19 protein-coding genes are annotated in these 25937 nt (G+C 72.2%); 9 read left to right on the forward strand and 10 right to left on the reverse strand.

The window, feature by feature from the left end; all coding sequences use genetic code 11:
- Positions 1-126 precede the first annotated feature (126 nt).
- From ACIQAC_RS04065 to ACIQAC_RS04085, 5 genes are read left to right on the forward strand one after another with little or no spacing between them, the layout of a single operon-like run.
- Positions 127-1764: an ABC transporter substrate-binding protein gene (locus ACIQAC_RS04065; RefSeq protein WP_402186731.1), complete on the forward strand. Its 1638-nt coding sequence runs from the start codon at positions 127-129 to the stop codon at positions 1762-1764.
- Between the two features lie 16 nt (positions 1765-1780).
- Complete coding sequence (locus ACIQAC_RS04070) at positions 1781-2743, forward strand: ABC transporter permease (RefSeq protein WP_402186733.1); 963 nt, start codon at positions 1781-1783, stop codon at positions 2741-2743.
- Complete coding sequence (locus tag ACIQAC_RS04075; protein ID WP_402186735.1) at positions 2740-4719, forward strand: dipeptide/oligopeptide/nickel ABC transporter permease/ATP-binding protein; 1980 nt, start codon at positions 2740-2742, stop codon at positions 4717-4719. Before ACIQAC_RS04070 ends, ACIQAC_RS04075 begins: the two co-directional genes overlap by 4 nt.
- Positions 4720-4771: 52 nt before the next feature.
- Positions 4772-5833, forward strand: coding sequence for an oligopeptide/dipeptide ABC transporter ATP-binding protein (locus tag ACIQAC_RS04080; protein WP_402186736.1), 1062 nt, complete (start codon positions 4772-4774; stop codon positions 5831-5833).
- Positions 5833-6759 carry a dihydrodipicolinate synthase family protein gene (locus ACIQAC_RS04085; protein WP_402186738.1) on the forward strand — a complete coding sequence of 309 codons (927 nt, stop codon included), beginning with the start codon at positions 5833-5835 and terminating at the stop codon, positions 6757-6759. Before ACIQAC_RS04080 ends, ACIQAC_RS04085 begins: the two co-directional genes overlap by 1 nt.
- A gap of 185 nt (positions 6760-6944) precedes the next feature.
- Here ACIQAC_RS04085 and ACIQAC_RS04090 read toward each other — a convergent pair whose 3' ends face one another.
- The 7 genes from ACIQAC_RS04090 to leuA all read right to left on the reverse strand — a co-directional run bounded on the left by ACIQAC_RS04090 (position 6945) and on the right by leuA (position 19046).
- Positions 6945-8135: an exo-alpha-sialidase gene (locus tag ACIQAC_RS04090; protein ID WP_402186740.1), complete on the reverse strand. Its 1191-nt coding sequence runs from the start codon at positions 8133-8135 to the stop codon at positions 6945-6947.
- A gap of 69 nt (positions 8136-8204) precedes the next feature.
- Positions 8205-8870: a response regulator gene (locus ACIQAC_RS04095; RefSeq protein ID WP_402186742.1), complete on the reverse strand. Its 666-nt coding sequence runs from the start codon at positions 8868-8870 to the stop codon at positions 8205-8207.
- On the reverse strand, positions 8867-10105 hold the full coding sequence (locus ACIQAC_RS04100) for a sensor histidine kinase (protein ID WP_402186744.1): 1239 nt from the start codon (positions 10103-10105) through the stop codon (positions 8867-8869). Before ACIQAC_RS04100 ends, ACIQAC_RS04095 begins: the two co-directional genes overlap by 4 nt.
- Positions 10106-10159: 54 nt before the next feature.
- A complete protein-coding gene (locus ACIQAC_RS04105) occupies positions 10160-12247 on the reverse strand; it encodes an MMPL family transporter (protein ID WP_402186746.1) in 2088 nt (695 codons plus the stop codon).
- A gap of 123 nt (positions 12248-12370) precedes the next feature.
- On the reverse strand, positions 12371-16363 hold the full coding sequence (fxsT, locus tag ACIQAC_RS04110) for an FxSxx-COOH system tetratricopeptide repeat protein (protein ID WP_402186748.1): 3993 nt from the start codon (positions 16361-16363) through the stop codon (positions 12371-12373).
- An 81-nt stretch (positions 16364-16444) separates the two neighbouring features.
- A complete protein-coding gene (locus tag ACIQAC_RS04115; RefSeq protein ID WP_402186750.1) occupies positions 16445-17140 on the reverse strand; it encodes a TerB family tellurite resistance protein in 696 nt (231 codons plus the stop codon).
- A 184-nt stretch (positions 17141-17324) separates the two neighbouring features.
- Positions 17325-19046 carry a 2-isopropylmalate synthase gene (gene leuA, locus ACIQAC_RS04120; protein ID WP_402186751.1) on the reverse strand — a complete coding sequence of 574 codons (1722 nt, stop codon included), beginning with the start codon at positions 19044-19046 and terminating at the stop codon, positions 17325-17327.
- A 508-nt stretch (positions 19047-19554) separates the two neighbouring features.
- Here leuA and ACIQAC_RS04125 point away from each other — a divergent pair.
- The 3 genes from ACIQAC_RS04125 (at position 19555) to ACIQAC_RS04135 (ending at position 22312) form a co-directional block, all read left to right on the forward strand.
- Positions 19555-20625 (forward strand): M4 family metallopeptidase, encoded by a 1071-nt coding sequence (locus ACIQAC_RS04125; RefSeq protein WP_402186753.1) that lies wholly within the window; start codon positions 19555-19557, stop codon positions 20623-20625.
- A 21-nt stretch (positions 20626-20646) separates the two neighbouring features.
- Positions 20647-20913 carry a protealysin inhibitor emfourin gene (locus tag ACIQAC_RS04130; protein WP_402186755.1) on the forward strand — a complete coding sequence of 89 codons (267 nt, stop codon included), beginning with the start codon at positions 20647-20649 and terminating at the stop codon, positions 20911-20913.
- 73 nt (positions 20914-20986) lie between these two features.
- Positions 20987-22312 carry a GH1 family beta-glucosidase gene (locus tag ACIQAC_RS04135; protein WP_402186757.1) on the forward strand — a complete coding sequence of 442 codons (1326 nt, stop codon included), beginning with the start codon at positions 20987-20989 and terminating at the stop codon, positions 22310-22312.
- A 16-nt stretch (positions 22313-22328) separates the two neighbouring features.
- Here the strand turns inward: ACIQAC_RS04135 and ACIQAC_RS04140 are convergent, their stop codons facing one another.
- Positions 22329-23183 carry an NAD-dependent epimerase/dehydratase family protein gene (locus tag ACIQAC_RS04140; RefSeq protein WP_402186759.1) on the reverse strand — a complete coding sequence of 285 codons (855 nt, stop codon included), beginning with the start codon at positions 23181-23183 and terminating at the stop codon, positions 22329-22331.
- Positions 23184-23311: 128 nt separating this feature from the next.
- Between ACIQAC_RS04140 and ACIQAC_RS04145 the strand changes: the two genes are divergently transcribed.
- Positions 23312-24205 (forward strand): helix-turn-helix transcriptional regulator, encoded by an 894-nt coding sequence (locus ACIQAC_RS04145; RefSeq protein ID WP_402186761.1) that lies wholly within the window; start codon positions 23312-23314, stop codon positions 24203-24205.
- 122 nt (positions 24206-24327) lie between these two features.
- On the opposite strand, the gene era is transcribed toward ACIQAC_RS04145, so the two are convergent.
- Together era and ACIQAC_RS04155 are read right to left on the reverse strand one after the other, a co-directional pair.
- Positions 24328-25287: a GTPase Era gene (gene era / locus ACIQAC_RS04150; protein ID WP_402186763.1), complete on the reverse strand. Its 960-nt coding sequence runs from the start codon at positions 25285-25287 to the stop codon at positions 24328-24330.
- Between the two features lie 97 nt (positions 25288-25384).
- Positions 25385-25861: a hypothetical protein gene (locus ACIQAC_RS04155; protein WP_402186765.1), complete on the reverse strand. Its 477-nt coding sequence runs from the start codon at positions 25859-25861 to the stop codon at positions 25385-25387.
- Between the last annotated feature and the right edge of the window lie 76 nt (positions 25862-25937).

The following is a 25937-nucleotide window of genomic DNA, read 5'->3' on the forward strand; positions in this document are numbered from 1 at the left end:
CTCCCTCGCTCGCCGTTCCCCTCCCGCTCGCCGCCCCCTCCCTCTCGCCCCCTCTCGCCCCCTCTCGCTGCCTCTCCCCTCGCCGCCCTCCCCCGCCGCAGTTCTCCCCCCACCGCTGGAGGCCACGTGCGCGACGTCCCGGCGACCGGCCGTCGGTCCGGCCGTTCCTCGGACCGCCGGTCGTTCCTGAAACTCTCCGGCGCGCTGGCCGCCGCCGTGGCCGGCCCCTCGGCGCTCACCGCGTGCGGGCCGGAGTCGACGATCTACGCCGGGGACGGCGGCTCGGGCGCGGACCGCGCGGTGACGGCGGTGATCGGGTACGGCAACGACGGCAGCTGGGACCCGACGATGACGGCGTCCGCGTTCTCCATGGCCGCCAACAACCACATCTACGAGGGCCTGGTCGACACCGACCCCATCACGCGCGCCCCCTACCCGGCGCTCGCCACCGCGCTGCCGCCCGATCCGGACGCCACCACCTGGGACTTCACCCTGCGTGAGGGCGCCACCTTCCACGACGGGAAGCCGGTCACCGCCGACGACGTGGTCTTCGTCTTCGACCGGATCCTCGACCCGGACACCCCGACCCTCGCCAAGGGCTTCTTCGCGTCCTGGCTGGACCGGGTGGAGCGGATCGACGCGCGCCGGGTCGGGCTCACCCTCAAGTTCCCCTTCCCGGACGGGATCTCGCGGCTCACGCTGGCCAAGGTCATGCCCCGGCACATCTACTCCCGGCCGGGCGGCTGGGACGACGCGATCAAGGGTCTCGCGATCGGCTCGGGCCCGTACCGGCAGTCCGCGCACCACCCGAAGTCGAACACCACGTTCGAGGCCTACGACCGCTACAACGGCCCGCGCCCGCCCGCCTTCGCCCGGATGAACTGGCTGACGATCGTGGACGCGGCCCCCCGGGTCGCGATGATCTCCGGCGCCGGGGCGGGGGTGCAGATCGCGGACAACATCCCGTACGCCAACATCGCGCAGTTGCGGGGCGGTGGGATGGACGTGGGCAGCGGGGCCGGGATGAACAACCTGTTCCTGATGTTCAACACCGCGCACAAGCCGTTCGACGACGTCCGGGTGCGCCAGGCGCTGCACCACGCCATCGACACCGACACCATCGTGGACGTGGCGCTCAAGGGCCACGGCAGGGCGGCCAGCTCGTTCCTGAACGAGGCGAACCCCTCGTACCGGCGGGCGAGGACGGTCTACGACCACGACCCCGACAAGGCGCGGGCGCTGCTGAAGGCGGCCGGGGTGCGCGGGCTGAACGTGGAGCTCATGGCGGTGAACGTCAGCTGGATCACGGACTGTCTGCCCACCATCAAGGCGTCGTGGGACGCGATCGGGGTGAGCACCACGCTGGCGCCGCAGGAGACCACGGCCGTCTTCACCAAGCTGGACCAGAAGCAGGACTACCAGGTGGTGGCCGCCGCCTCGAACCCCAACCAGTTCGGCCTCGACGCCGATCTGATCATGCACTACAACTACGGGCCCGAGAACCTGTGGATGGGCTACACCCGGTGGGCGGCCGACCCGGTGGCGAAGCAGCTGTTCAAGGACATGGACCGGGCGACGCGCGAGCCGGACGCCGCCCGCAAGAAGGCGATGGTCCAGGACTACATCGATGTCGTCGCCGAGCAGGCCGTGCTCTATCCGGTCGTGCACAACGAGCTGATGACCGCCTGGGATCCGCGCCGGCTGACCGGGGTGCGGGCCCAGCCGTACCCGGGGATCAATCTGCTCCAGGCCAAATGGGTCTGACGAAGGGGAGTCGTCCATGGTCGCCGTCGTCAGGATCCTGATCCGACGGATCCTGCTGCTGGTGCCGCTGATGCTCGGCATCGTGCTGTTCGTGTTCGTGGTGATGCGGTTCTCGGACGTCGATCCGGCGTCCGCGTTCTTCCAGGGCGCCAATCCGACGCCCGAGCAGCTGCACGACTTCCGCGAGGAGCACGGGCTGCTCGATCCGCTGCCGGTGCGCTACCTCGACTTCGTGGTCGATCTCGTCCACGGCAATCTCGGCACCAGCGTGCTGACCCGCGGCGAGGTCCTGGACCAGGTGACCACCGCCCTGCCGCTGACCGTGCAGCTCACCTTCCTCGGTCTGGCCATCGCGGTGGTGCTGTCGCTGGCCGGCGGGGTGACGGCCGCGATCTACCGGGACCGGCTGCCGGACCAGATCATCCGGATCGTGTCCCTGATCGGGGTCGCGGCGCCCGGCTTCTGGCTGGCGCTGCTGATGATCCAGTACTTCGCGGTGGGCCTCGGCTGGTTCCCGGCCGGCGGCTACATCAACCCGGCCGACTCCTTCACCGGCTGGCTGAAGACGATGACCCTGCCGGCGCTGGCCCTCTCGCTGCCGGTCGCCGCGCAGCTCACCCGGATCGTGCGCACCTCGGTCGTGGAGGAACTGGACAAGGACTACGTCCGCACCGCGATCGGCAGCGGGCTGCCGCCCCATGTCGTGGTGGGGCGGAACGTGCTGCGCAACGCGCTGATCAACCCGCTGACCGTGCTCGGCCTCCGGGTCGGCTACCTCCTCGGCGGCGCGGTCGTCATCGAGACGATCTTCTCGCTGCCCGGCATGGGGAAGCTGATGATCGACGCCGTGAAGAACGGTGACCCGGCGGTCGTCCAGGGGGTCGTCATCACCACGGCGGTCGGCTTCGTCGTGGTGAACCTCGTCATCGACATCCTGTATCTGCTGGTCAACCCGCGACTGAGGGACTCGACGGCATGATCATGACCCGCAGGGCCCTGACCGAGGCCCTCTCCCGTCCCGGCGTCCGGCTGCGCGGCTGGCGCCGGCTGCCGCTCCTGTCGAAGGTGGCCGTCTGCTTCCTCGTGGTGGTCGTGGTGGTGGCGGTGTTCGCGCCGCTGCTCTCCCCCTACGACCCGCTGGAGCAGTTCCCGCCGGTCGACGGCACCGGGCGTCCGTCCGCCGCGCACTGGATGGGCCAGGACAGTCTGGGCCGGGACATCCTCAGCCGGCTGATGTACGGCGCCCGCTGGTCGCTGGCGATCGGGCTCGGCGCGACCGGGCTGGCGCTGGTCGCGGGCGCGCTGATCGGGGCGGTCGCGGCGACCTCCCGCAAGGCGGTCGACGAGACGCTGATGCGCTGCCTGGACGTCGTGATGGCGTTCCCCGGCATCGCGCTGGCGGCCGTACTGGTCGCGGTCTTCGGTGGTGGCATCACGGTCCTGATCTGTGCGATCGCGTTCCTGTTCACCCCGCCGGTCGCCCGGGTCGTCCGCGCGAACGTGCTGGCCCAGTACGGCGAGGACTACGTGACGGCCGAGCGGGTGATCGGCGCGCGCACCCCGCACATCGTGTGGCGGCACGTGGCCATCAACTGTGCCGCGCCCGTCCTGGTGTTCTGCACGGTCCAGGTCGCCGAGGCGATCGTGTTCGAGGCGTCGCTGTCGTTCATCGGGGCGGGGGTGCGGCCGCCGGACCCGTCCTGGGGCAGTGTCATCGCGGACGGCAAGAACATGGTGCTGACCGGCGGCTGGTGGGCGACCGTCTTCCCCGGCCTGGTCATGCTGGTCACCGTGCTGTCGCTGAACATCCTCTCCGAGGGCGTCTCCGACGCGTGGGCGGCGCCCGCGGCCCGGGACGTCGAGATCCCCGAGGACCGGGGCGACGAGCTGGAGACACCCGAACCCGGCAGCGGAGTGGTGGTCCAGCTGCCCGGGATGGCGGAGGCGGCCCGCCGGCTGCGCTCCCGGGCCCGGCCGCTGCCCGACGGACAGCCCGTGCTCGCCGTGGAGAACCTCGCCATCGGCTTCGACGCCCGCCACCGGGGCGTCGACATCGTCGACGGCATCAGCTTCGAGGTGCGGCCCGGCGAGGTGCTGGGCCTGGTCGGCGAGTCCGGCTGCGGCAAGTCCCTGACCGCGCTGACCGTGATGGGGCTCCAGCCCAAGGGCGCCCGCGTGTCCGGCCAGGTCCGCTTCCACCAGCGCGACCTGCTCGCCGAGCCGATGCGGGTCCGCCGTAGGCTGCTCGGCCACGAGATGGCGATGATCTACCAGGACGCCCTCTCCTCGCTGAACCCGGCGATGTCGATCCGCTCCCAGCTGAAGCAGGTCGTCCGCCGCGGTGGGCACCGCAGCCCCGCGGAGCTGCTGGCCCTGGTCGGCCTCGACCCCGACCGCACCCTGCGCAGCTACCCGCACGAGCTCTCCGGCGGCCAGCGCCAGCGTGTCCTGATCGCCATGGCCCTGTCCCGCGACCCGAAGCTGATCGTCGCCGACGAGCCGACGACCGCGCTCGACGTGACCGTGCAGGCCCAGGTGATACAGCTTCTGCTGCGCCTGCGCGAGGAGTTGGGCTTCGCCCTGGTCCTGGTCTCGCACGACCTGGCGCTGATCGCGGACATCACCGACCGGGTGGTGGTGATGTACGGCGGCCAGATCGTCGAGAGCGGTGTGACGGCCGACCTGGTGGAGGCACCGGCCCACCACTACACACGCGGCCTGCTCGGCAGTGTGCTGTCCCTGGAGGGCGCGGCCGAACGCATGACGCAGATCAAGGGTGTCGTCCCCTCTCCCGCCGACTTCCCGGCCGGCTGCCGTTTCGCCGACCGCTGCCCGATGTCGACGGACGTCTGCCGCACCACGGCCCCCGTCCTGTCCGGCACCCCCACCCACACGGCGGCCTGCCACCACCCGGCCATCGACCTGGTGACGACGGAGAGCGAGGCGGTCACGTGAACACGAGCGTTGCCGTCGGGGCCGTCGAGGCCACGGTCAGGAAGGCGGTCCGATGAACGCGCTGGTCAAACCCGAGGACGCCGGCGGGTCCGACGGGAGGTCCGCGCTGATCGAGCTGAAGGGCGCCGCCGTGGTGCACAGGGCCCGCAGCGGGGGGCTGTTCACCCGGGACCGGGTGCACGCGCTCACCGGCGCCGACTTCGCCGTACGGGCCGGGGAGACGGTCGGGGTCGTCGGGGAGTCCGGCTGCGGCAAGTCCACCCTGGCGAAGGTGCTGGTGGGGGTCGAGCGGCCGACCGCGGGCACGGTGGAGTTCCGCGGGCGGGATCTGTGGGCGATGCCGCCCGGCGCCCGGCGCGCGGCCGTCGGCGCCCACACCGGCATGATCTTCCAGGACCCGTCGACGGCCCTGAACCGCCGGCTGAGCATCCGCCAGATCCTGCGCGACCCGCTCGACGTGCACGGCCGCGGCACCCGGGCCCAGCGCGAGGAGCGGGTACGGGAACTGATGGCGCTCGTGGGCCTGCCGACCGCGCTCGCCGACGGGCTGCCCGGACAGCTCTCCGGCGGCCAGCGCCAGCGCGTCGCGATCGCGCGGGCCCTCGCCCTCGACCCCGACCTCGTGGTGGCCGACGAACCGACCAGCGCCCTCGACGTATCCGTACGCGCCCAGATCCTCAACCTCCTGCTCGACCTCAAGGACCGCCTCGGGCTCGCGCTGGTGTTCGTCTCGCACGACATCCAGACGGTCCGCAGGATGAGCGACCGGGTGATCACCATGTACCTCGGCCGGATCGTCGAGGAGGCCCCGGCCGGCCGGGTCACCGACCACGCCCGGCATCCGTACACCCGCGCCCTGTTCTCCGCGACACCCGGACTGCTCGATCCGATCGACCCGATTCCGCTGGTGGGCCCGGTGCCGTCGGCGACCCGGCCGCCGTCCGGCTGCCCGTTCCGTACCCGCTGCTGGAAGGCCGACGACGTCTGCGCGGGCGAAATGCCCGATTTCTCGGCCGCGTCGGCGCCCGGCCACCGCTTCCGCTGCCACCATCCTGTGGAGGAGGACGAGTCGACCCGCGACCTCGTCCGCCAGACCCACCTCCGGGAGATCTGATGTCCCTGCCCGCCCCCCTCACCGGCGTCGTCCCGCCCGTCTGCACCCCCCTGACGCCGGACCGCGAGGTGGACGTCCCCTCGCTGCTGCGGCTGGTCGACCACCTGACGGCGGGCGGGGTGCACGGGCTGTTCGTGCTCGGATCGACGTCGGAGGCCGCGTATCTGACGGACCGGCAGCGGCGGCTCGTCGTCGAGACCGTGGTGGGCCATGTCGGCGGACGGCTGCCGGTGCTCGCGGGCGCGATCGACATGACGACCCCCCGCGTCCTCGACCACGTCGCCTCCGCCGCCGCGGCGGGCGCCGACGCCGTGGTCGCCACCGCGCCCTTCTACACCGCCACCCATCCCGCGGAGATCGCCCGCCACTACCGGCTGCTCGCCGAGCGCAGCCCGGTCCCCGTCCTCGCGTACGACCTTCCGCGCTCCGTGCACTCCAAGCTCTCCGCCGGGCTGGTCCTTGAACTCGCCGCGGACGGCACGCTGGCCGGGCTGAAGGACTCCAGCGGTGACCTCGGGGGGTTCCGGGAGGTCGTCGTGGGCGCGCGGTCACTGCCCGGGTTCAGTGTGCTCACCGGGTCGGAGGTCGTTGTCGACGCGGCGCTCGCCATGGGGGCGGACGGGGTGGTGCCGGGGCTCGCCAACGTGGATCCGCACGGGTATGTGCGGCTCTACCGGCTGTGCCGGGCGGGGGACATGGGGCTCGCCCGGGCCGAGCAGGAGCGGCTCTGTGCGTTGTTCGGGCTGGTGGGGGTGGGGGACTCGGCGCGGATGGGGGGCAGTTCCTCGGCGCTGGGAGCGTTCAAGGCTGCGCTGCATCTGCGGGGGGTCATTGACTGCCCGGTTACCGCTGAGCCGCAGGTGCCGCTTGCTTCGCATGAGGTGGAGTGTGTGGCGAAGTACCTTGCCGGTGCGGGGCTGGTGTAGATCGCCCGGGGTGGGGGCGGGGAACTCCTGTTGCGCGGGTGCGGGCTCGTCGTGGCTTGTCGCGCAGTTCCCCGCGCCCCTGGCGGCGTTGCAGGGCCCGGGGCATGTCGGTGACCGGTCGCGCCCCGCGGCGGAGCCGCGAATCCAACACAGCCCCGCGTCCCTGTCAGGGCGGTGCGGGCGCCCTACGTCAGGTCGGTGACCCGCAGTCTGCGGAACTCGATCGTGTCGTACGTTCCCGTCTTGCCCGTTTCGTAGAGAATGCCGAACGTTCCTCTGCCCAGAGGGACCAAGTCCGAGTAGGCGGCCTTCTGTTGGGACAAGGTGATGGCCTTGGTGAAGGTTCTGCCCCCGTTGCTGCTGCTCCAGATCGCCATTGACTGGCGGGCCGTCGGGACCGAAGGGGACGAGAAGAGCAACGGGGCTCCCCTGCCCGGGAGTTGGAGGACGCTCGCCTGGACCACTGGGGCCTCGTTCAGGGTGGGCTGGACCGTGTACGGGCGGGTGAGGGTGCGGGCGCCGTCGCGGGAGTAGCTGTCGAGGCGGTTGCCGGTACTGGTGCCGTTCTGGTCGCGGGAGGAGAAGTAGAGCCTGCTGTCGGGGAGTTGGGCGGCGGTGGACTCGTTGGAGTTGTTCACACCGTCGTAGGAGTCGTCGACGAAACCGACCTTCCAGCGGCGGCCTCCGTCGTCGCTGTAGAGGGCGTGGGCGCCGTACCAGCGCGGCTCCTGGCCGGTGTCCGGGGAACCGGCGGGCGGGGCCGCGGAGTGGTTCGCGGGGACGACCAGGCGACCCGCGTGCCGGCCGTGGGTGAGGGCGACGGCGTGTCCGGGACCGGTCGCGTACCAGCGCCAGTGGGGCGCCTTGACGTCGGCCGTGATGTCGCGGGGCGCGTCGAAGTGGGCACCGTCGTCGCGGCTGCGCTGGACGAACACTCGGCGGCTCTGCTCGGGCGTGACCTCGCCGCGCATGATCTGCGCCTCGGTGACCTTTCCGCTGTTGTACGAGGTCAGCAGGACGACCGTGCCGGTGCGCGGGTCGACCACGGGCGCCGGGTTGCCGCGGGTGTCACCCTGGCCCGCGGCGACCACGGAGAGCGGGCCCCAGGTGCAGCCGCCGTCGGCGGAGCGGCGCAGCACCACGTCGATGTCTCCGGTGTCGCCCGCGCTGTTGTGCCGTCCCTCGGCGAAGGCGAGGACCGTGCCACGGCGGGTCGTGACGGTGGCGGGGATGCGGTAGGTGTCGTAGCCGCCCTGTCCGGAGACGTAGGGCACGGAGGAGGCGCAGCCGGTGGCGGCGGTGGCGTGGGGGGTGAGGGCGGTGACGGGTGCGCAGAGCACGGCGGTGGTCAGCAGGGCACGGCTCAGGAGTCTCATCGCTCTCCCTGACGGGGCGTCGGATGTCTTCTCCCCCATCGTCCCTGACGGGGCGTCGGATGTCGTGCGTCACATGCCGCCCGGCCGTACCAGTCCCGATTCGTACGCCACGATGACGAGTTGTGCCCGGTCCCGCGCGCCCAGCTTGCCCATGATCCGGCTGACGTGGGTCTTGGCGGTGAGCGGGCTGAGGCCGAGGGACTCGCCGATCTCGGTGTTGTTGAGGCCGCGCGCGACCAGGGTGAGGACCTCGCGCTCGCGGTCGGAGAGACAGTCGGGGCCGCCGGTCAGCGGCACGGTGGGGCTGCGCAGGAACCGTTCGATCAGCCGTGCGGTCGGGCCGGGCGACAGCAGGGCCTCGCCGGCGGCCACCGTGCGGATGGCGTCGAGGAGTTCGGCGGGGTGGGTGTCCTTGACCAGGAAGCCGGAGGCGCCCGCGCGCAGGGCGGCCACGATGTTCTCGTCGGTGTCGTAGGTGGTGAGGACCAGGACCTTCACGCCCGCGAGGTCGTCGTCGGCGGCGATCTGCCGGGTCGCCTCGATGCCGTCGAGGTCGGGCATCCGGATGTCCATGACGACGAGGTCGGCGCGGGCGCTGCGGGCGAGTTCGACGGCCTCGCGGCCGGTGCCGGCCTGGCCGACGACCTCCATGTCCTTCGCGGACTCGACGAGCATCGCGAACGCGGCCCGTACCAGGGTCTGGTCGTCGGCGAGCAGCACTCGGATCGCGTTCAACGGGCTCGTTCCCTCTCGTCGTCCCTCACGGCGCTCACGGGCAGTACGGCACTGACCTCGAAGCCCCGGCCGGGCAGCGGCCCGGCGTCCAGTGTGCCGCCCACGCTGCGGGCCCTCTCGCGCATGCCGACCAGGCCGAAGCCGGGTGTTCCGGTGCCGGCGCCCGCGCCGTCGTCGGTGACGGTCACGCGCAGGACACCGGTGTCGGCGTACACCCGTACCCGCACGGTGAGGTCGTCGCGTCCGCCGTGCCGCAGGGCGTTGGTGAGCGCCTCCTGCACGATCCGGTAGGCGGCGGCGCCCACGGCGGGCGGCACGTCGTCGTCGGTGACGGACAGGTCGACCTTGGCGCCGGCGAGGCGGGCGGTGTCGGCGAGGTCGCCCAGGCCACGCAGGTCGGGCAGCGGGCCGCGGGTCTCGGAGCCGTCCCGCTCGCGCAGCACCTCGAGGGTGGTGCGGAGTTCACCGCGCGCCGAGCGGCAGGTCTCGGCGATGTCGTCGAGGGCGGCGGCGACGGCGGCCCGGTCGAGGCGCTCCGGGTCGGCGTTGAGGACATGGGCGGCGACCGAGGTCTGCACGCCGATCACGGTGATGCTGTGGGCGAGCAGGTCGTGCAGGTCGCGGGCGATGCGCAGGCGTTCCTCGGCGACCCGGCGGCGGGCCTCCTCCTCGCGGGTGCGTTCGGCCCGCTCGGCGCGTTCGACGACGGCCGCGAAGTACTGGCGGTAGTAGCGCACGTCGATGCCGAAGAAGAGGACGGCGAGGATCCAGCCGGAGATCCGCAGCACCTCCCGGACGCCGTCGGGATCGAACAGGGCGTTGATGACCAGCGTCACGCCGATGACGGAGACGGCGGTGAGCAGTGTCCGCCGCACGGTTCCGGTCGCCGCGACCGTGTAGAGGACCAGCATGGTCGCGGGGATCGGCGCGGTGTGGTTGTTGTCGAGGGCGTGGTACGGGCCGACGAGGGCCACCACCGCGAGCAGGACGAGCACCGGGCGGCGGCGGCGCCACACCAGGGGCACGTGGGCGGCGAGCAGCAGCGTCAGGCCGAGCGCGTCGGCCCGCAGCCCGTGGTCGCCGAGCTGCGAGAGGACGACGGCGACGACGGCGGTCGCGGCGGCGAGCACGACGTCGTTGCGGGTGCCGTGCGGTGCCGTCGACGGCTCGCGGTTGATGGCCGCCATGACGCGTTCGCCGATACGCAGCCGGGTGGCCGTGGTGGATGCCTGCACGGGCTCATCCTCCGGGAGGAGGGCGCCCCTCCGGGAGGGAGGGGCGCCGGTCGATCAGTGGGCCGAGGCCGTCACACGCTCGGGTTCCTTCGGCGGGACGTGCGCCGGGGGCGCCTTGGAGAGCGGTCCCGGCCACCACACCTTGCGGCCCAGGGCGACACTCGCGCTGGTCACGAGGTACGTCCGTACCAGGAAGGTGTCCAGAAGCACACCCACCGCGATGACGAAGCCCAGCTCGACGAGGGGCACCAGCGGCATGTTGGTGAGCACCCCGAACGTCGCCGCGAGGACCAGTCCCGCCGACGCGATGACCCCGCCGGTGGTGCGCAGCGCGGTCAGGGCCGCCGCCGCGGGTTCGGCGCCGCCCAGTGACTCCTCCCGCATGCGGTGCATCAGGAAGATGCCGTAGTCGACGCCGAGGGCGACGAGGAACACGAAGGACAGCAGGGGCAGTCCCGGGTCGGTGCCCTCGAAGCCGAACAGCGGCTCGAAGACGAGTCCGCCGATGCCGAGCGACGCGCCCCACACCGCGACTACGGCGGCGACCAGCAGCAGCGGCGCGACCAGGCTGCGCAGCAGCGCCACGAGGATCAGCAGCACGGAGAGCAGCACGATCGGTATGACGATCAGCCGGTCCCGGGCGTTGGTGTCCTTCAGGTCGAGCTGCTCGGCGCTGGGTCCGCCGACGTAGGAGCCGTCGAGCCGGTCGCGCAGTTCCTCGATGGTGCGGGTCTCCCCGTCGGACTGCGGGGGCGAGGCGGCCATCACGGCGATCTCGGTCCAGCCGTCGCCGCTGCGCCCGCGTTCGGCGCTCTCCACACCGCCGGTGTCGCGCACCGCGGCGAGGGTGGCGTCGGCGCGGTCGGTCGGTGTGATGACGGCGATGGGCTGGGTGCCCTGCTCGGGGAAGGCCTCGCCGAGGGTCTGCATCGCGGCGACCGCGTCGGGTGTGCTCGTGAAGGAGTCCTCCTGCTTGAGGTTGCCGGGCAGGTTGAGCGTGCCCAGGGCGAGCGCCCCGAGCAGTACCGCGCCGCTCGCGAGCACGGTCAGCGGCCGGCGTCCGGCGGAGCTGCCCATCGCGGAGAACAGCGACCGGCGGGCCTTCGGCTCACTGCCGTAACGCGGTACCAGTGGCCAGAACACCCGGCGCCCGAGCAGCACCAGCAGGGCGGGCAGCAGGGTCAGCATGGCGAACAGCGCGCACAGCACACCGACCGTGCCGAGCGGGCCCATGCCCCGGCTGGAGTTGAGGTCGGCGGCGAGCAGGCACAGCAGTCCGGCGGCGACGGTGCCGGAGGAGGCGAGCACGGCGGGCCCGCAGCCGCGCAGGGCGCTCACCATGGCGTCGTAGGGCCGCTCGATGCGCCGCAGTTCCTCCCGGTAGCGGGCGACGAGCAGCAGCGCGTAGTCGGTGCCCGCGCCGAAGACCAGGATCGTCATGATCCCGGAACTCTGGCCGGACACGGACGTACCGAACCACTGGTTGAGCCCGTAGGCCACGCCCATCGACAGGAAGTCGGCGATGCCCGCGACGACCAGCGGCACCAGCCACAGGAACGGGCTGCGGTAGATGATGATCAGCAGCAGGGCGACGACGGCGACGGTGGTGTAGAGCAGCGGCCCGTCGAGGGAGTTGTAAACCTCGGACGCGTCGGTCGCGAGCGCCCCTTCGCCGCCGACCTCGACGCTCAGCCCGTCCCCGCCGCGGGCCACCTCCCGCACGTCGTTGACCAGCGCGTCACGCGCCTCCTCGTCGGTCCCCGGCTCGTTGCTGGCGACCGGGTACATCAGGGTCGTCCCGTCCCGCGAGGGCACCCCCTCGGGCCGGTCGGTCAGGGTGTGCGCCCCGGCGATCTCCTCGATCTGCCGGGCCGCGGTCGCTCTGTCGGCGCCGGTCAGTCCGCCGTCGCGGTGGTAGACGACGACCATCTCGGTGGTCTCGCCACCCGGCAGCCGGTCCTGCACCTTGGCGACCTGCGTCGAGTCGGCACTGGCCGGCAGATAGTCCACGGCCCGGTCGCGCTGCACATCACCGAGTTTCGAGGCGAACGGCGACGCGATCGCCAGCACGGCGATCCACAGCCCCAGCATGAGCCAGGGCACGGCACGCCGGCGCCGTGTCGATGTAGTAGCGGCCCCCATGAGTCGGGCCTCCCTCCGGTCGGGGTGTCTGGGTCGGTTCCCAGACTTCCGGGGTGGGGGCGCCGATTCGTCGCGCGGCAGAGGGAGTTGGCGGCTACTGCCGCGGGTGGCGCGGGGGCGCCCTTACTCCCCCGGGAGTACCGCGGGGCGCGGGCGGAGGGCGCGGGCGGCGCGCAGCCGGCGCCAGTGGCCGGTGGCGAGGCAGAGCAGGGGGTAGCGCCAGGCGGCGAGGTTGCGGACCTGCGGGCTGTCGGGGCCGAAGAGGCGGACGCCGTCCTGGAGCACGGTGTCGAACGCGGCGACCGACCGGTGCGGGTGGAGCGCCCAGAGCAGCGCCTTGGCGTGGTGGACGCGGGCGTACCAGGCCAGGGGGTGGTCCGCGCCGTGGACGCGGGCCCGGTCGGCGGCCAGCGCCGCGTATTCGCGGAGCGCGACGCGGGGCCGGCCGGTCAGCCGGTTGACCATGGCGACACGTAAGCGGGCGTCGAGGGTCCGGGGATGGTCCGGGCCGTGGACGCGTTCGCAGGCACGTCGGCAGGCCTGCGCCACGGCCGACGCCGCGCCCCGGCGGCCGGTCCTGAGCAGGGCATGGGCCAGCCAGTGGTGTTGGGTCAGCACGGCGCCGTGGTCCGGGCCGTACCGCTCCGTGAGGTCGTCGAGCAGACGGCGCTGGACGGCGACGCCGCGGTGGACGAGACCGACGGAGGCGTAGGCGGTGCCCAGACGCCGGCGCGCGCCGACCGACTCCCCGTGCCAGGGGTCCGCCCGTGCCTCGTGCGCGGCGAGGACCCGCCGCCGGATCCGCAGTGCCTTGAGGCGCCGTTGGACCTCCCGGTGGCCGTCGGCCACGTCGTCGAGACAGCGGATCGAGAAGGGGTGGCCGACGCCGAGGAGGCGTACGTAGTCCGCGAGCAGCTGTCTCCTGCCTCGGCGGGCCTCGCGCCGGCGCCCCACGGCGCGCAGCGCCCACATGTACTCGTCCCGCGCGGCCAGCGTCACCAGGCTGTCGGCGCCGTGGGTCCGCTCGGTGTCCAGCGCGGCCCTGTGGGCCAGTTCGCACCGCTCCCCGTGCCGCTCCGCCTTGCCGCAGGCGTCGGCCAGCCAGCGCCGGGCCAGGGTGGTGGAGGGGTGGTCGGCGCCACGGAGGCGCGCGATGTCCTCCACGACCTCGCGGTGCAGCGCGAGCGCCTCCTCGTGCTGCGAGCACGCGGTGAGCGCGTCGGCCAGATCGCTGCGCGCGTACACGACCTCCATGTGCTGGTCGCCGTAGAGCCGGACGGATTCGGTGACGGCGTCCTCGCGCAGCGCGCGGGCCTCGTCGAACGCACCGACCTCGGTGAGCACCGAGGCGAGGCGGGAGCGGGCGGAGAACGTGTGGCCATGACCGGGACCGAGGGCCCGAGTGGTGTCCAGGAGGGTCTGCCGGAGCAGCGCGACGGCCTCCGGGTACCGGGAGGACGCCGTCAGGGCGTCGGCGAGGGCGAGACACACGTCGAAGGTGCGGGGATGGGTGGAGCCGTGCACCCGCTGGTGGTCGGCCAGGACCTCGCGGGCGAACTCCACCCCCTCCTGGATCCGGCCGTGCCGTGTGCACAGGTGGATGTGGAACCTGCGGACGCCGAAGGTGCTCGGATGGTCGTCGCCGAGCAGCCGTGTGTAGTCGGCGATCAGTTCACGCTGCTCGGTGTAGGCCTCGCGGGGGCGCCGCGACTCGTCCAGGGACCACACCAGCCGGGCGCGGGCGGCCAGCACACGCGGGTGTTCCGGGCCGTGCACCGCGATCCGCTCGGCGACGACCCGCCGGAACAGGGCCATCGCCTCGCTGTCGCGGTCGACGGACTGGAGGCAGGTGGCGAGGGTGTCGCGGATCTCCGTGGTGTCCTCGGCCTCGTCGCCGAAGACCCGCTCGGCGTCCGCCAGCGCGCGCTCGGCCGCGGCGAGGCCCTCGGTGTACAGGGCCGCGTCCATGCACTGGAGGGCCAGGTCGTTGCGCGCCCAGATCGTGTCGGAGGCGTCGGGGCCGTGGGTGGCTTCGCACTCCGCGAGGTAGCGGCGCAGGAGGGCCGCCCCCTCTTCCTGCCGGCCCACCGATCCGTAGGCGTCGGCCAGGCTCGGCAGGGAGTCGAGGTCCGAGGTGGTGGTGCCGGACGCCTGGAGCAGGTCCCCGCGCAGGAGGTCCACGATCCGCACGGCCTCGCCCAGCCGGCCGGCGGTGGCGTAGGCGTTCGCCAGGCGCCGCTGCGCACCGCGGGTCTGCTCGTGGTCCGCGCCGTGGATACGCCGTACGTCCCGCTCCAGCGCCTCGTACAGGGGTACGGCCAGCTCGTACCGCCCGGTGTTCTGGAGGGTGGCCGCGAGGGAGCGGCGCGCTTCGAGGGTGTCGGTGTGCTCGGGTCCCCGGCGCCGCTCGACGAGTTCGAGGAGCCGCTCCCGGTCGGCGATGGCCTGCCGGGTGTGGCCCACCCAGGCGTGCATGTCGCCCTCCAGCTCCAGGGCGATCAGGAAGGCGCCGGAGTCCTCGCTCAGCACCCGCTCGCAGTCCCTGCGCGTCTCGGCCGCCCAGTCCACCGCCCGCGCCAGCGCGCCCACTTCACCGAGGTGGTCGTACGCGGCCCAGTACCGCAGCCGTACCAGCGCCTCCTGCTGCTCCTCGTCGTACGCCGCCAGGTCCTCGCGTACGACGCCCCACAGGGTGTCGATCTGGTCGACTAGCTGGCCCCCGAACTCCCTGCGTTCCCAGGCCTGTGAGTCCGGTATCAGCACCTCGGTCAGATGCCCGGCGACGGCCCCGACGACGGGCCGGATCGCGTCGCCGGACCGCTCCCGCACCACGCGCCGCACCAGCCGGTGCACGGCCACCGCGTCCGCTCCGGCGTCGGTGGCAAGGGAGACCTGGGTCAGCGCTCCCAGCGCGGCCTCCGGGTCGGCGGTGTCGTCGAACCCCGCCTGCCGCAGCACACCGGTGAGGACGTCCCGGGGCACTCCGGCCGGTGACAGCACGGACAGCGCCTCCAGCAGGACCCGCACCAGCCGTCCGTGCTCGCCGCGCTCGGCCTCCTCCACCGCCATCAGCACGGCCTCGGCCACGCGGTGCGGGTAGCGCTCACCGGGCACCCGCTCCAGGACGTCCTCCAGCGGATAGGTCCGCAGCCGGTGCAGATAGCCCTGGTATCCGCTCCCCCGTACGCGGATGACGTGCGCGGCCTGGGCGAGGGCGAGGGGCAGCCGGCCCAGTTCCTCGGCGACCTCGAGCGCCTCGGCGTCGGTGTGCGGGTCGTGCGGGAGCCCGGTGCGGTGGCGCAGGAAGTCGAGTGCCTCCTCCCGGCTGAAGACGGTGACGTCGACGCGCGCCCCGGCCAGGTTCTCGAAGGCCCGGTCGGTGGCCGTGACCACGACCTGGGCGCGTCCCGCGGTCGGGAGCCGGCCCAGCACCTCGTCGGGGTCCGTCGCGTTGTCGAGGACCAGCAGACACGGGTCGGGGTTGCGGCCGATCCAGGTGAGGGCGGCCCGCGCGGCCGTCGGCTCGTCGTCCCCGGCCTCGCGCACCTCCAGCTGGTCGGCGAGGTCGGCGAGTCCGCGGGTGAGCTGGCCGCTGTTCTCCGCGGTGATCCAGGCGACGACGGGCCAGCCCTCCTCGATCCGGCGCCGGGCGTAGGCGGCGGCGAGCTGGGTCTTGCCCACACCGCGGGCGCCCGTCACGGCGTGGACGACGGTCAGGCTGTGCCGCTCGGTGGCGGCGGCGAGTTCGGCGAGCAGGTCCTCGCGCGGCTGGAAGCCGGCCGGTTCGCGCGGCAGGTCGCCCGTGCGCACCGGGCGCGGGGCGGCCGGTGGGTCGGAGGGGTCCCGGTGCACGGTCACGGTCGCGTGCGGCAGCTCCCAGCGGACCCCGGGTTCCGGCGGCGCCGCGGGTGCCGCCGCCGTCCGGGGCGCCCACCAGGCGCCCCATGCCCCGCCCGCGGTCGCCGCGACCGTGGCCGCGGCGACACCGAGGGCAATACGGCCCTCGTCGGACGTGGGAAGCAGTGGCAGGTCGGCGGCGTAGAACCCGAGGAACACGGCCGCGAACGCCGCGATGTCCAGAGCCACCACAAGCGCCCAGCGCAGGCCGTGTCTCACGTGCTCCCCCTCGTCCCCCAGCACGTACTGGAAAGACGATTGTGCCCCCGCACACCGCCGCCCGGGGGCCGTCCGGGAGAGCTACGTCGGTGTACCGGCCGCCGTGAGCAACCGGGTCACGTCGTCCGCCGTGATGGTCAGCGCGGCGCCCACCGTGGCGAGGACCTCGCGCTCGGCCGCCGTGTAGGGCCCGTCCGCGAGGGCGATCCGCGCGCCCTGGAGGAGGATCGCCTCCCGGCCCGCGGGGGCGAGATGCGGCGCCAGCGGGTCCAGGGCCTCGTGGAGCTCTATGGCCAGGCCCGGTCCGCAGGCCCGCCCGTACACCCGGCCGGTGTCCGCCGCGAGGGCCTCCACGAGGGCGTTGAGCTGTTCCTCGGTGCAGTCGTCGAAGCCGGCCGCCCGGACCGTGCCGGCGGCGGCGGAGAGCGACGTACGCGCCCGGGTGCCGCCGGCGGCCAGCACCGCGAGGGCGACGGTGTGCACGGCGTCCCGGAGCATCGCGGAGAAGCGGGTGGTCGTCGGGTGGTCGAGTACGTCGGTGCCGTAGTGCCGGCGGCAGGCCGCGCACTCGACGGTGGGGCCGGTCTCGCCGCGCGGGAGCACCGGTAGGCCGAGCAGGGTGAAGCGGCGGCGGCCGGTGAGCCGCTGGTAGTTGCGGTCTCCGCCGCAGCCCGGACAGAAGAACTGTCCGTCGCCGACGGCCGTCCACGCGGTGCGGGTGCCCAGGATGCGCGAATGCCTGGCAGCACGGCCGTCTCGTTCGCGTCCTGGCAGCACGTCGCACCTCCGTAACCCCACGGCAACATCGCCGCGCTGGCGTGATGTTAGCCACATAGTTGAGCCCGAGTCAGCACCCCCGACGAGACCTTTCCGTGACCTGTGCGGCGACATGGCCGGTAATCGACGGGGTCCCGCCCGCCGTGATCGGCGGACGGGACCCGTAAACCCCCGGTCAGAGCGGTCAGCGCGCCGCCCGGTTGACGGCGGAGACGACCGCCTTCAGCGAAGCGCGCGTCGTGTTCGCGTCGATACCGATTCCCCAAAGAATCTTGTCGTCGATCGCACACTCGATGTACGAGGCCGCCTGCGCGGACGCCCCTTCGCTCATCGTGTGCTCCTGGTAGTCCAGCAGGCGTACGTCGATGCCGATGGACTGGAGGGCGTCGAAGAACGCGGAGATCGGGCCGTTTCCGGACCCGGTCAGCACGGTGTCGACGCCGTCGACGCTGGCCTCGACCGTGAGCGTGTCCACCCCGTCCTTGTCGGTGGTGGTCTGGCCGGTCTTGACCTGAATCCGACCCCAGGCGTTGTCGGGGTTCGGCAGGTACTCGTCCTGGAAGATCGCCGAGATGGCCTTCGGCGTGACCTCGCCGCCGTCGGCGTCCGTCTTCGCCTGGATGATCTTCGAGAACTCGATCTGCATCCGGCGCGGCAGGTCCAGCTTGTGCTCGTTCTTCAGGACGTACGCCACGCCGCCCTTGCCGGACTGCGAGTTCACGCGGATCACGGCCTCGTAGGAGCGGCCGACGTCCTTGGGGTCGATGGGCAGGTACGGCACGGCCCACTCGATGTCGTCGACGGTGACGCCCTTCGCGGCCGCGTCGGCCTCCATGGCGTCGAAGCCCTTCTTGATGGCGTCCTGGTGGGAGCCGGAGAAGGACGTGTAGACCAGGTCGCCCACGTACGGGTGGCGCGGGTGGACCTCCATCTGGTTGCAGTACTCCCACGTACGACGGATCTCGTCGATGTCGGAGAAGTCGATCTGCGGGTCGACGCCCTGCGAGAACAGGTTCATGCCCAGGGTGACCAGGTCGACGTTGCCGGTGCGCTCGCCCTGTCCGAACAGACAGCCCTCGACGCGGTCGGCGCCGGCCATCAGGGCCAGCTCGGCCGCCGCCACGGCCGTACCGCGGTCGTTGTGCGGGTGGACGGAGAGGCAGACGTGCTCGCGGCGGCTCAGGTTGCGGCCCATCCACTCGAACCGGTCCGCGTGGGTGGACGGGGTGGAGCGCTCGACCGTGGCCGGCAGGTTCAGGATGATCTCGCGGTCCGGGCCGGGCTGCCAGACGTCCATCACGCCCTCGCAGACCTCCAGGGCGAAGTCCAGCTCGGTGTCGGTGAAGATCTCCGGCGAGTACTGGTAGCCGAACGCCGTGTCCGGGCCGAGCAGCTTCTCGGCGTACTCCATCACCAGCCGCGTCCCGTCGACCGCGATCTGCCGGATGTCGTCCTTCGAGCCGCGGAAGACGACCCGGCGGAAGACGGGCGCGGTGGCGTTGTACAGGTGCACGTTGGCGCGGCGGGCGCCCTTCAGGGACTCCACGGTCCGCTCGATCAGGTCCTCACGGGCCTGGGTCAGGACGGAGATCGTCACGTCCTCGGGTACGGCGTTCTCGTCCTCGACGATCGACCGGACGAAGTCGAAGTCGGTCTGCCCGGACGCCGGGAACCCGACCTCGATCTCCTTGTAGCCCATCTTCACCAGCAGATCGAACATCGCCCGCTTGCGTACCGGGGACATCGGGTCGATCAGGGCCTGGTTGCCGTCGCGCAGGTCGGTGGAGAGCCAGCGGGGGGCGGTGGTGACGCGGTTCTGCGGCCAGGTGCGGTCGGGGATGTCGACCTGCTCGTAGCGGCCGTACTTCTGAATCGGCATGGAACTGGGCTGCTGGCGGTTCACCATGTCTGCGGGGCTCCTCAGAGGTCCGGAAGGACGGCCGACGCAACGCCGAGCTCCGCGGGGAGGGAGTCGACCTGTCTTACAGGCCCTCGCCGCGGCAGCTAAGAAGAAGCAGCCCAAATCGCATGATGCGCAGCATGCTATCCGACACCCCGCGCCCCGACCGACCCGTATCAACATGCGGGACTGCACCGGCGGGGGCGCTGCGCGACGGGCGCGGGTCGGGGGGAGGGCTTTTGCTTTAGGGGCGCGAGGAACTGCGCGACAAGCCCCCACCGACCCGCAGCCGACCAACGACCTTCTCAGGGGCGCGGGGAACTGCGCGACAAGCCCCCACCGGCCCACGGCCGACCAACGACCTTCTCAGGGGCGCGGGGAACTGCGCGACGAACCCCCACCGGCCCGCGGCCGATAACACACCGCGACCACCCCACCCGAAGGCATCCGCATATTTCACCAATCAAGGTTGCCCCTAGTGACAGCCCCCTAACGGAGTGCCATCGTGCCGCACATGAACACAAACGGGGTCCAAGAGCCCACCTTCTGCACGGTCGTGCCACCCCACGTCCTCGACAAACTGGCCCAGGCCGAAGACCCGGCACTGGCCGGCCCGGCCCGCCGCACCCTCCAGCGCGACGCCTACGAACGCACCCACCGCCGGCTGACCACCGTCCTGGGCGCCCCCGCGATCGCCGCCCCCGAGGACGCCGAGGCCGGCAAACCACAGCGCACCATCTACGACGCGACACACGGCACCACCCTCCCCGGCACAAAGGTCCGCGGCGAGGGCGAAGAACCCGGCAGGGACGCCACCGTGAACCGCGCGTACGCGGGCCTGGGCGCCACCTTCGAGCTGTTCTTCAACGCCTTCGAGCGCGACTCCATCGACGGCGACGGCCTGCCGCTGGACGCCACCGTGCACTACGACGAGGACTACAACAACGCCTTCTGGAACGGCGAGCAGATGGTGTTCGGCGACGGCGACGGCGAGATCTTCCTCGACTTCACCATCCCGATCGACGTCATCGGCCACGAACTCGCCCACGGCGTCACCCAGTACACGGCGAACCTCACCTACTTCGGCCAGCCCGGCGCGCTCAACGAGTCACTCTCCGACGTCTTCGGCTCCCTCATCAAGCAGTTCACGCTGAACCAGACCGCCGACCAGGCGGACTGGCTGATCGGCGCCGGCCTGCTCGCCCCGCGCGTGACCGGAGTGGCGCTGCGCTCGATGAAGGCCCCGGGCACGGCGTACGACGACGACGTCCTCGGCAAGGACCCGCAGCCGGCGACGATGGACGACTTCGTGCGCACCGGCCGCGACAACGGCGGCGTGCACATCAACTCCGGTATCCCGAACCACGCCTTCTACCTCGCCGCGACCACCCTCGGCGGCCACGCCTGGGAGCGGGCCGGGCAGATCTGGTACGACGTGCTGACCGGCGGCGAGCTGACGGCGCAGGCGAACTTCGCCGAGTTCGCCGGACTCACGGTGGCCGCGGCCAAGGCCCGCTTCGGCGAGGGCGAGGAGTTCCAGGCGGTACTGAAGGCCTGGGAGCAGGTCGGGGTGCGCGGGGCGTAGTTCCGTACTAGACAGGGACCCATGCGGATTCAGGTGAGGCGTACGGGCGGCTTCGCGGGTATCGAGCGGCAGGCCGAGGTGGACACCGCGGGGCGGCCCGACGCGCAGGACTGGCACACCCTGGCCGAGCGGGCGGTCGCCGCCGGCCGGGGCACCCCGCCGGCGGCCGTACCGGACGGCTTCAGCTACCGGATCACCGTCGACGACCGGACGGTCTACTGCACGGACCCCCGGCTCACGGACGAACAGCGCAGCCTGATCACGAAGGTACTCAAAGAAGGGGCGTGACCGGCCCCGGCCCGGGCCCCTTCTTCCCGTCCGCCCGTTGACTTCCGTTACCAGGGGTACGGATGATCCGCGCATGGCGACTGACCAACGCACGGCGACGGACCCGATCCCCCGCTTCCCTGACGGCTTCCTGTGGGGCGTGTCGACGTCCGCCCATCAGATCGAGGGCGCGGCCGACCAACGGGGACCGTCGGTGTGGGACACCTTCACCGCGGAGCCGGGACATGTGAAGGACGGCTCGACCGCGGCCGTGGCCTGCGACCACTTCCACCGCTACCGCGACGACGTGGCGCTCCTCGCGGGCCTGGGCGTCGACGCGTACCGCTTCTCGATCTCCTGGCCCCGGGTCGACTCCCCGGGCGGACTGGACTTCTACGACCGGCTCGTCGACGAGCTGTGCGCGGCGGGCGTACGGCCGGTGCCGACCCTCTTCCACTGGGACCTGCCCGCGGAACTGGACTGGCTGGACCGGGACACGGCGGCCCGCTTCGCCGCGTACGTGTCGGCCGTCACCGAGCGGCTCGGCGACCGTGTGACCAAGTGGATCACCCTCAACGAGCCCGCCGAGCACACCCTGCTGGGGCATGCGCTCGGCGTCCACGCGCCGGGCCGGCAGCTGCTGTTCGACGCGCTGCCGGTGGCCCACCACCAGTTGCTCGCGCACGGTCTGGCCGTGCAGGCGCTGCGCGCGGGCGGCGCCTCGGACATCGGCATCGCCAACTCGCACGGACCGACCTGGCCGGCGTCGCGGGACAGTGCCGACGTCGAGGCCGCCGACTTCTACGACGTACTGCTGAACCGGCTCTTCGCGGACCCGCTGCTGCTCGGTGAATACCCGGCCGGGCTCGGGGAGTTGATGCCGGGGGACGTGTCGGCCGACCTGAAGGTGATCTCCGAGCCGGTCGACTGGTACGGCGTCAACTACTACGCGCCCACCCGGGTGGGCGCGCCCGAGGGTGCCGAGATCGACTTCGGCGGGGTGCGGATGCCGGCCGAACTGCCCTTCTCCGTGCGGGAGATCGAGGGCGTGCCGGTGACCGACTTCGGGTGGCCGGTGATCCCCGACGGACTGACCGAACTGCTCACCGGCTTCCGGGAGCGGTACGGGGAGAAGCTGCCGCCGGTGGTGATCACCGAGAACGGGTGCTCGTACGAGGGCCTCGACGACCAGGAGCGGATCGCCTATCTCGACGGGCACGTCCGGGCGTTGCACCGGGCCGTGGAGGCCGGGGTGGATGTGCGCGGGTACTTCGTGTGGTCGCTGCTCGACAACTTCGAGTGGGCCGAGGGCTACGCGCGCCGGTTCGGGCTCGTGCACGTGGACTACGAGACGCTGGCCCGCACACCGAAGGCGTCGTACGGGTGGTACCGGGCGATGGTGGCGTCGCAGCGCGCCTGATCCACTCGCTCCCCCCTCACAGGGCTCCCGCCTCCCTTGCCGACCACACGCTCGGGAAGTGGGGGCGGTAGCCCAGTTCGCGGCGGATGCGCTCGGTGGACATGATGCCGGACCACGGGTCCGGGTCCGTGGTGGTGCGCAGGGCCTCCGGGATCTCCACCCCGTTCAGCTGGTGGAGTTCGACCGCCGTGACGGGGGTGTCGTCGGCGATGTTGTAGGTGCGGCCCGCCACTCCCGGCGCCCACAGCAGGCGGAGCAGGCCCTGGGCCACGTCCGCGTGGTGGGCCATCTGGAGGCGCTTGGTGCCGGCCCAGTGCGCGGCCCAGCGCAGGGACTGGGCGAGGTGCGGGTCGCCGTCGCCGTAGACGAAGGGCAGGCGCGCGACACGTACGTCCATACCGTCCAGGGCGAGCAGTTCGCGTTCCGCCTCGACCTTGGACTCGGTGTAGGCGCCCCACATGTCGCCGCCCGGCCGGATCTCGTCCTCCTCGGTCAGCGGACGGTCCCGGCCGGTGCCGTACACCAGCCCCGTGCTGAGCTGGACGAAGCGCCGGACGCCCGCGGCCCGTGCGGCGCGGCCCAGGGCGGTTGCCGCCCCGTGGTTCACCGCCCAGGCCTCCTCGTCGGGGACCCCGCGGAAGGACGCGGCGATGTTCACGACCGCGTCCGCGCCGGCCACCGCCTTGCCGAGGGACTCCCCGTCCAGCAGGGAGCCGACGACGATCTCGGCGCCGAGCTCCGCCAGGGACTCGGCCCGGGCCGCTTCCCGGACCAGTACACGTACCTCCTCGTGGGGGCGCCGCCGTGCCAGCAGCCGGGGCACAAAGCGCCGTCCGACCTCGCCCGTCGCCCCTGTCACCAGTGTCAGCATGATCTGCCTCGCTCTCGTTGGTCCGATGCCCTCAGCCTGGGGCGGCGGGGCGCGGGGCGGGAGAGACCTGTTGATCGGGGGACCGGCGGTCCCTGGTTAACGGCGGTGCGATACCGCAGGCTGGAAGGGTGAACCGCGTCGAACTCGCCGACTTCCTGCGCCGTGGCCGCGCCCGTCTCACCCCGTCGGACGTGGGTCTCGCTCCGGGCAGCCGGCGCCGTACGCCCGGCCTGCGCCGCGAGGAGGTGGCGTCGCTCGCCGGGCTCTCGGTGGACTACTACACCCGCCTCGAACAGTCCCGGGGTCCGCGGCCGTCCCGGCAGACCCTCACCGCGCTGGCCCGCGCGCTGCGGCTGTCCGACGTGGAGTACGACCATCTGTTCCACCTGGCCGGTGAGGAGCCGGGCCGGCGCGAGACGGCGTCCACGCATGTGCGGCCCGGGCTGCTGATGATCCTTGACCGGCTGGACGACGCGCCGGCGCAGGTCGTCAGCGACCTCGGCGAGGTGCTGGCGCAGAACGCGCTGGCGCGGGCGCTGACCGGGGACGTGATGTCCCGGCCGCGGCGCGAGCGCAATCTGGTCCGGCGGTACTTCCTCGACCCGGACGCGCGCTCGCTCTTTCCCGAGGAGGACCGGGCCGAGCACGCCCGGGTCCATGTGGCGAATCTGCGCGCGCTCGCCGCGGCGCGGCCCGACGATCCGGAGCCGGCCGCGCTCGTGGCCGAACTCCGCTCAGGGAGCCGGGAGTTCGCCCGCTTGTGGGCCGAGCACAATGTGGCGCTCCGCCACCGGGCCACCAAGCGGTTTCTGCATCCCGTGGTGGGGCTGCTGGAGCTGGACTGCGAGGTCATGCTCAGTCACGAGCACCACCAACTCCTGGTCATCCACACGGCCCGCCCGGCCACGGCCTCCTACGACCGCCTCCGGCTCCTACGCGTCGTAGGCCTACAGAACCTCGCCCCCGCCGCCCTTACCCGTCCCATCCCGGGGGCTGCGCCCCCGGACCCCCCTTCGGCCTGAACGGCCTCGTCCTCAAACGCCGGACGGGCTGTCTCCAGCCCCTCCGGCGTTTGAGGAGCGGGGTCCGGGGCGGAGCCCCGGGATGGGACGGGTAGGGGCGGCGGGGGCGAGGGAAGAGGGGGTCAGAAGCCGAGGCGGCGGAGTTGCTTGGGATCCCGTTGCCAGTCCTTGGCGACCTTCACGTGGAGGTCCAGGAAGACCGGCGTACCGAGCAGCGCCTCGATCTGCTTGCGCGACTTGATCCCCACGTCCTTGAGCCGCTTCCCCTTCGGCCCGATGATGATCCCCTTCTGACTGGGCCGCTCGATGTACAGGTTGGCGTGGATGTCGAGCAACGGCTTGTCGGCCGGCCGATCCTCACGGGGAAGCATCTCCTCGACAACCACCGCGATGGAGTGCGGCAACTCGTCCCGCACCCCCTCCAACGCCGCCTCCCGGATCAACTCCGCGATCATCACCTGCTCGGGCTCGTCCGTGAGATCACCCTCGGGATAGAGCGCGGGCCCCTCGGGCAGCAGGGGAACAAGCAGATCCGCCAGCAGATCGATCTGCTGGTCCGCGGTGGCGGACACCGGCACGATCTCGGCCCACTCGAACCCCAGCTCCTTGCCGAGCTGGTCGATGGCGATCAGCTGCTCGGCGAGTGCCTTGGACTCCACGAGGTCGGTCTTGGTGACGATGGCGATCTTCGGGGTCTTGCGGATCCCGGCGAGCTCCTTGGCGATGAACCGGTCGCCGGGCCCGATCTTCTCGTTCGCCGGCAGACAGAAGCCGATCACGTCGACCTCGGCCCACGTGGTGCGCACCACGTCGTTCAGCCGCTCACCGAGCAGCGTGCGCGGCTTGTGCAGGCCGGGGGTGTCCACCAGGATCAGCTGCGCGTCGGGCCGGTGCACGATGCCGCGGACCGTGTGCCGCGTGGTCTGCGGCTGGTTCGCGGTGATCGCCACCTTCTGCCCGACCAGAGCGTTCGTGAGGGTGGACTTGCCCGCGTTGGGGCGGCCCACGAAACAGGCGAAGCCGGCGCGGTGGGGGGCCTCGGACGGCTCGGATGAAGGGGTACGGACGCTCATGGCGCCCATTGTCCCTGATCCACAGCACCCTGCCGTACGACTGCGCGATCGGTCCCCCGACGGGCCGGGCACCGCCAAGGGTGCCCGGCCCGTCGTCGTAGGTCCGTCAGAAGACGAACGGACCCGGGGACTGCGGTCCGCTCGCGGTGCAGGTGAAGGTGATGAAGCCGAAGACCGTCAGCGACAGCGAGCCGCCGAACGACTCCAGGGTGTCGCCGGCGGCGACGGTGCCGTTGAGCGGGCCGACGGTGACCGGACCGCCGCTGGCCAGTGCCGGGTTCTTGGTGCCGGAGAAGACGACGGTGCCGCCGCCGGCCTTCACCAGGGTCAGCCGGGACGCGATGGAGTCCGCGCCCAGGGCGATCGGGGCCTTGATGTCGGTCGAGTTGACGGTGATCGTGGCCGCCGTGCCGTTCTGGGTGGCCGTGAGCGTGGCCGCGCCGCTGCCGAGGCTTTCGCAGCTGGCGTTGATGGTGGCCGTCTGGGGCGTGACGGCCAGCGCCGTCGGGGCGAACGCGAGCCCGGAGGCCGCGAGCGCGGCGACAGTGATGGCCGCGCCGGTGCCTATCCGCTTGGGTGTCATGGATGGTTCCCTTCCCGTGTGGGGGTGCCATGTGGGGTGGGGCGGGAAACGCACGTGCGGTACAGCGGGGGAGCTG

It is taken from the genome of Streptomyces sp. NPDC088387, from assembly GCF_044753385.1.
Lineage (GTDB): Bacteria > Actinomycetota > Actinomycetes > Streptomycetales > Streptomycetaceae > Streptomyces.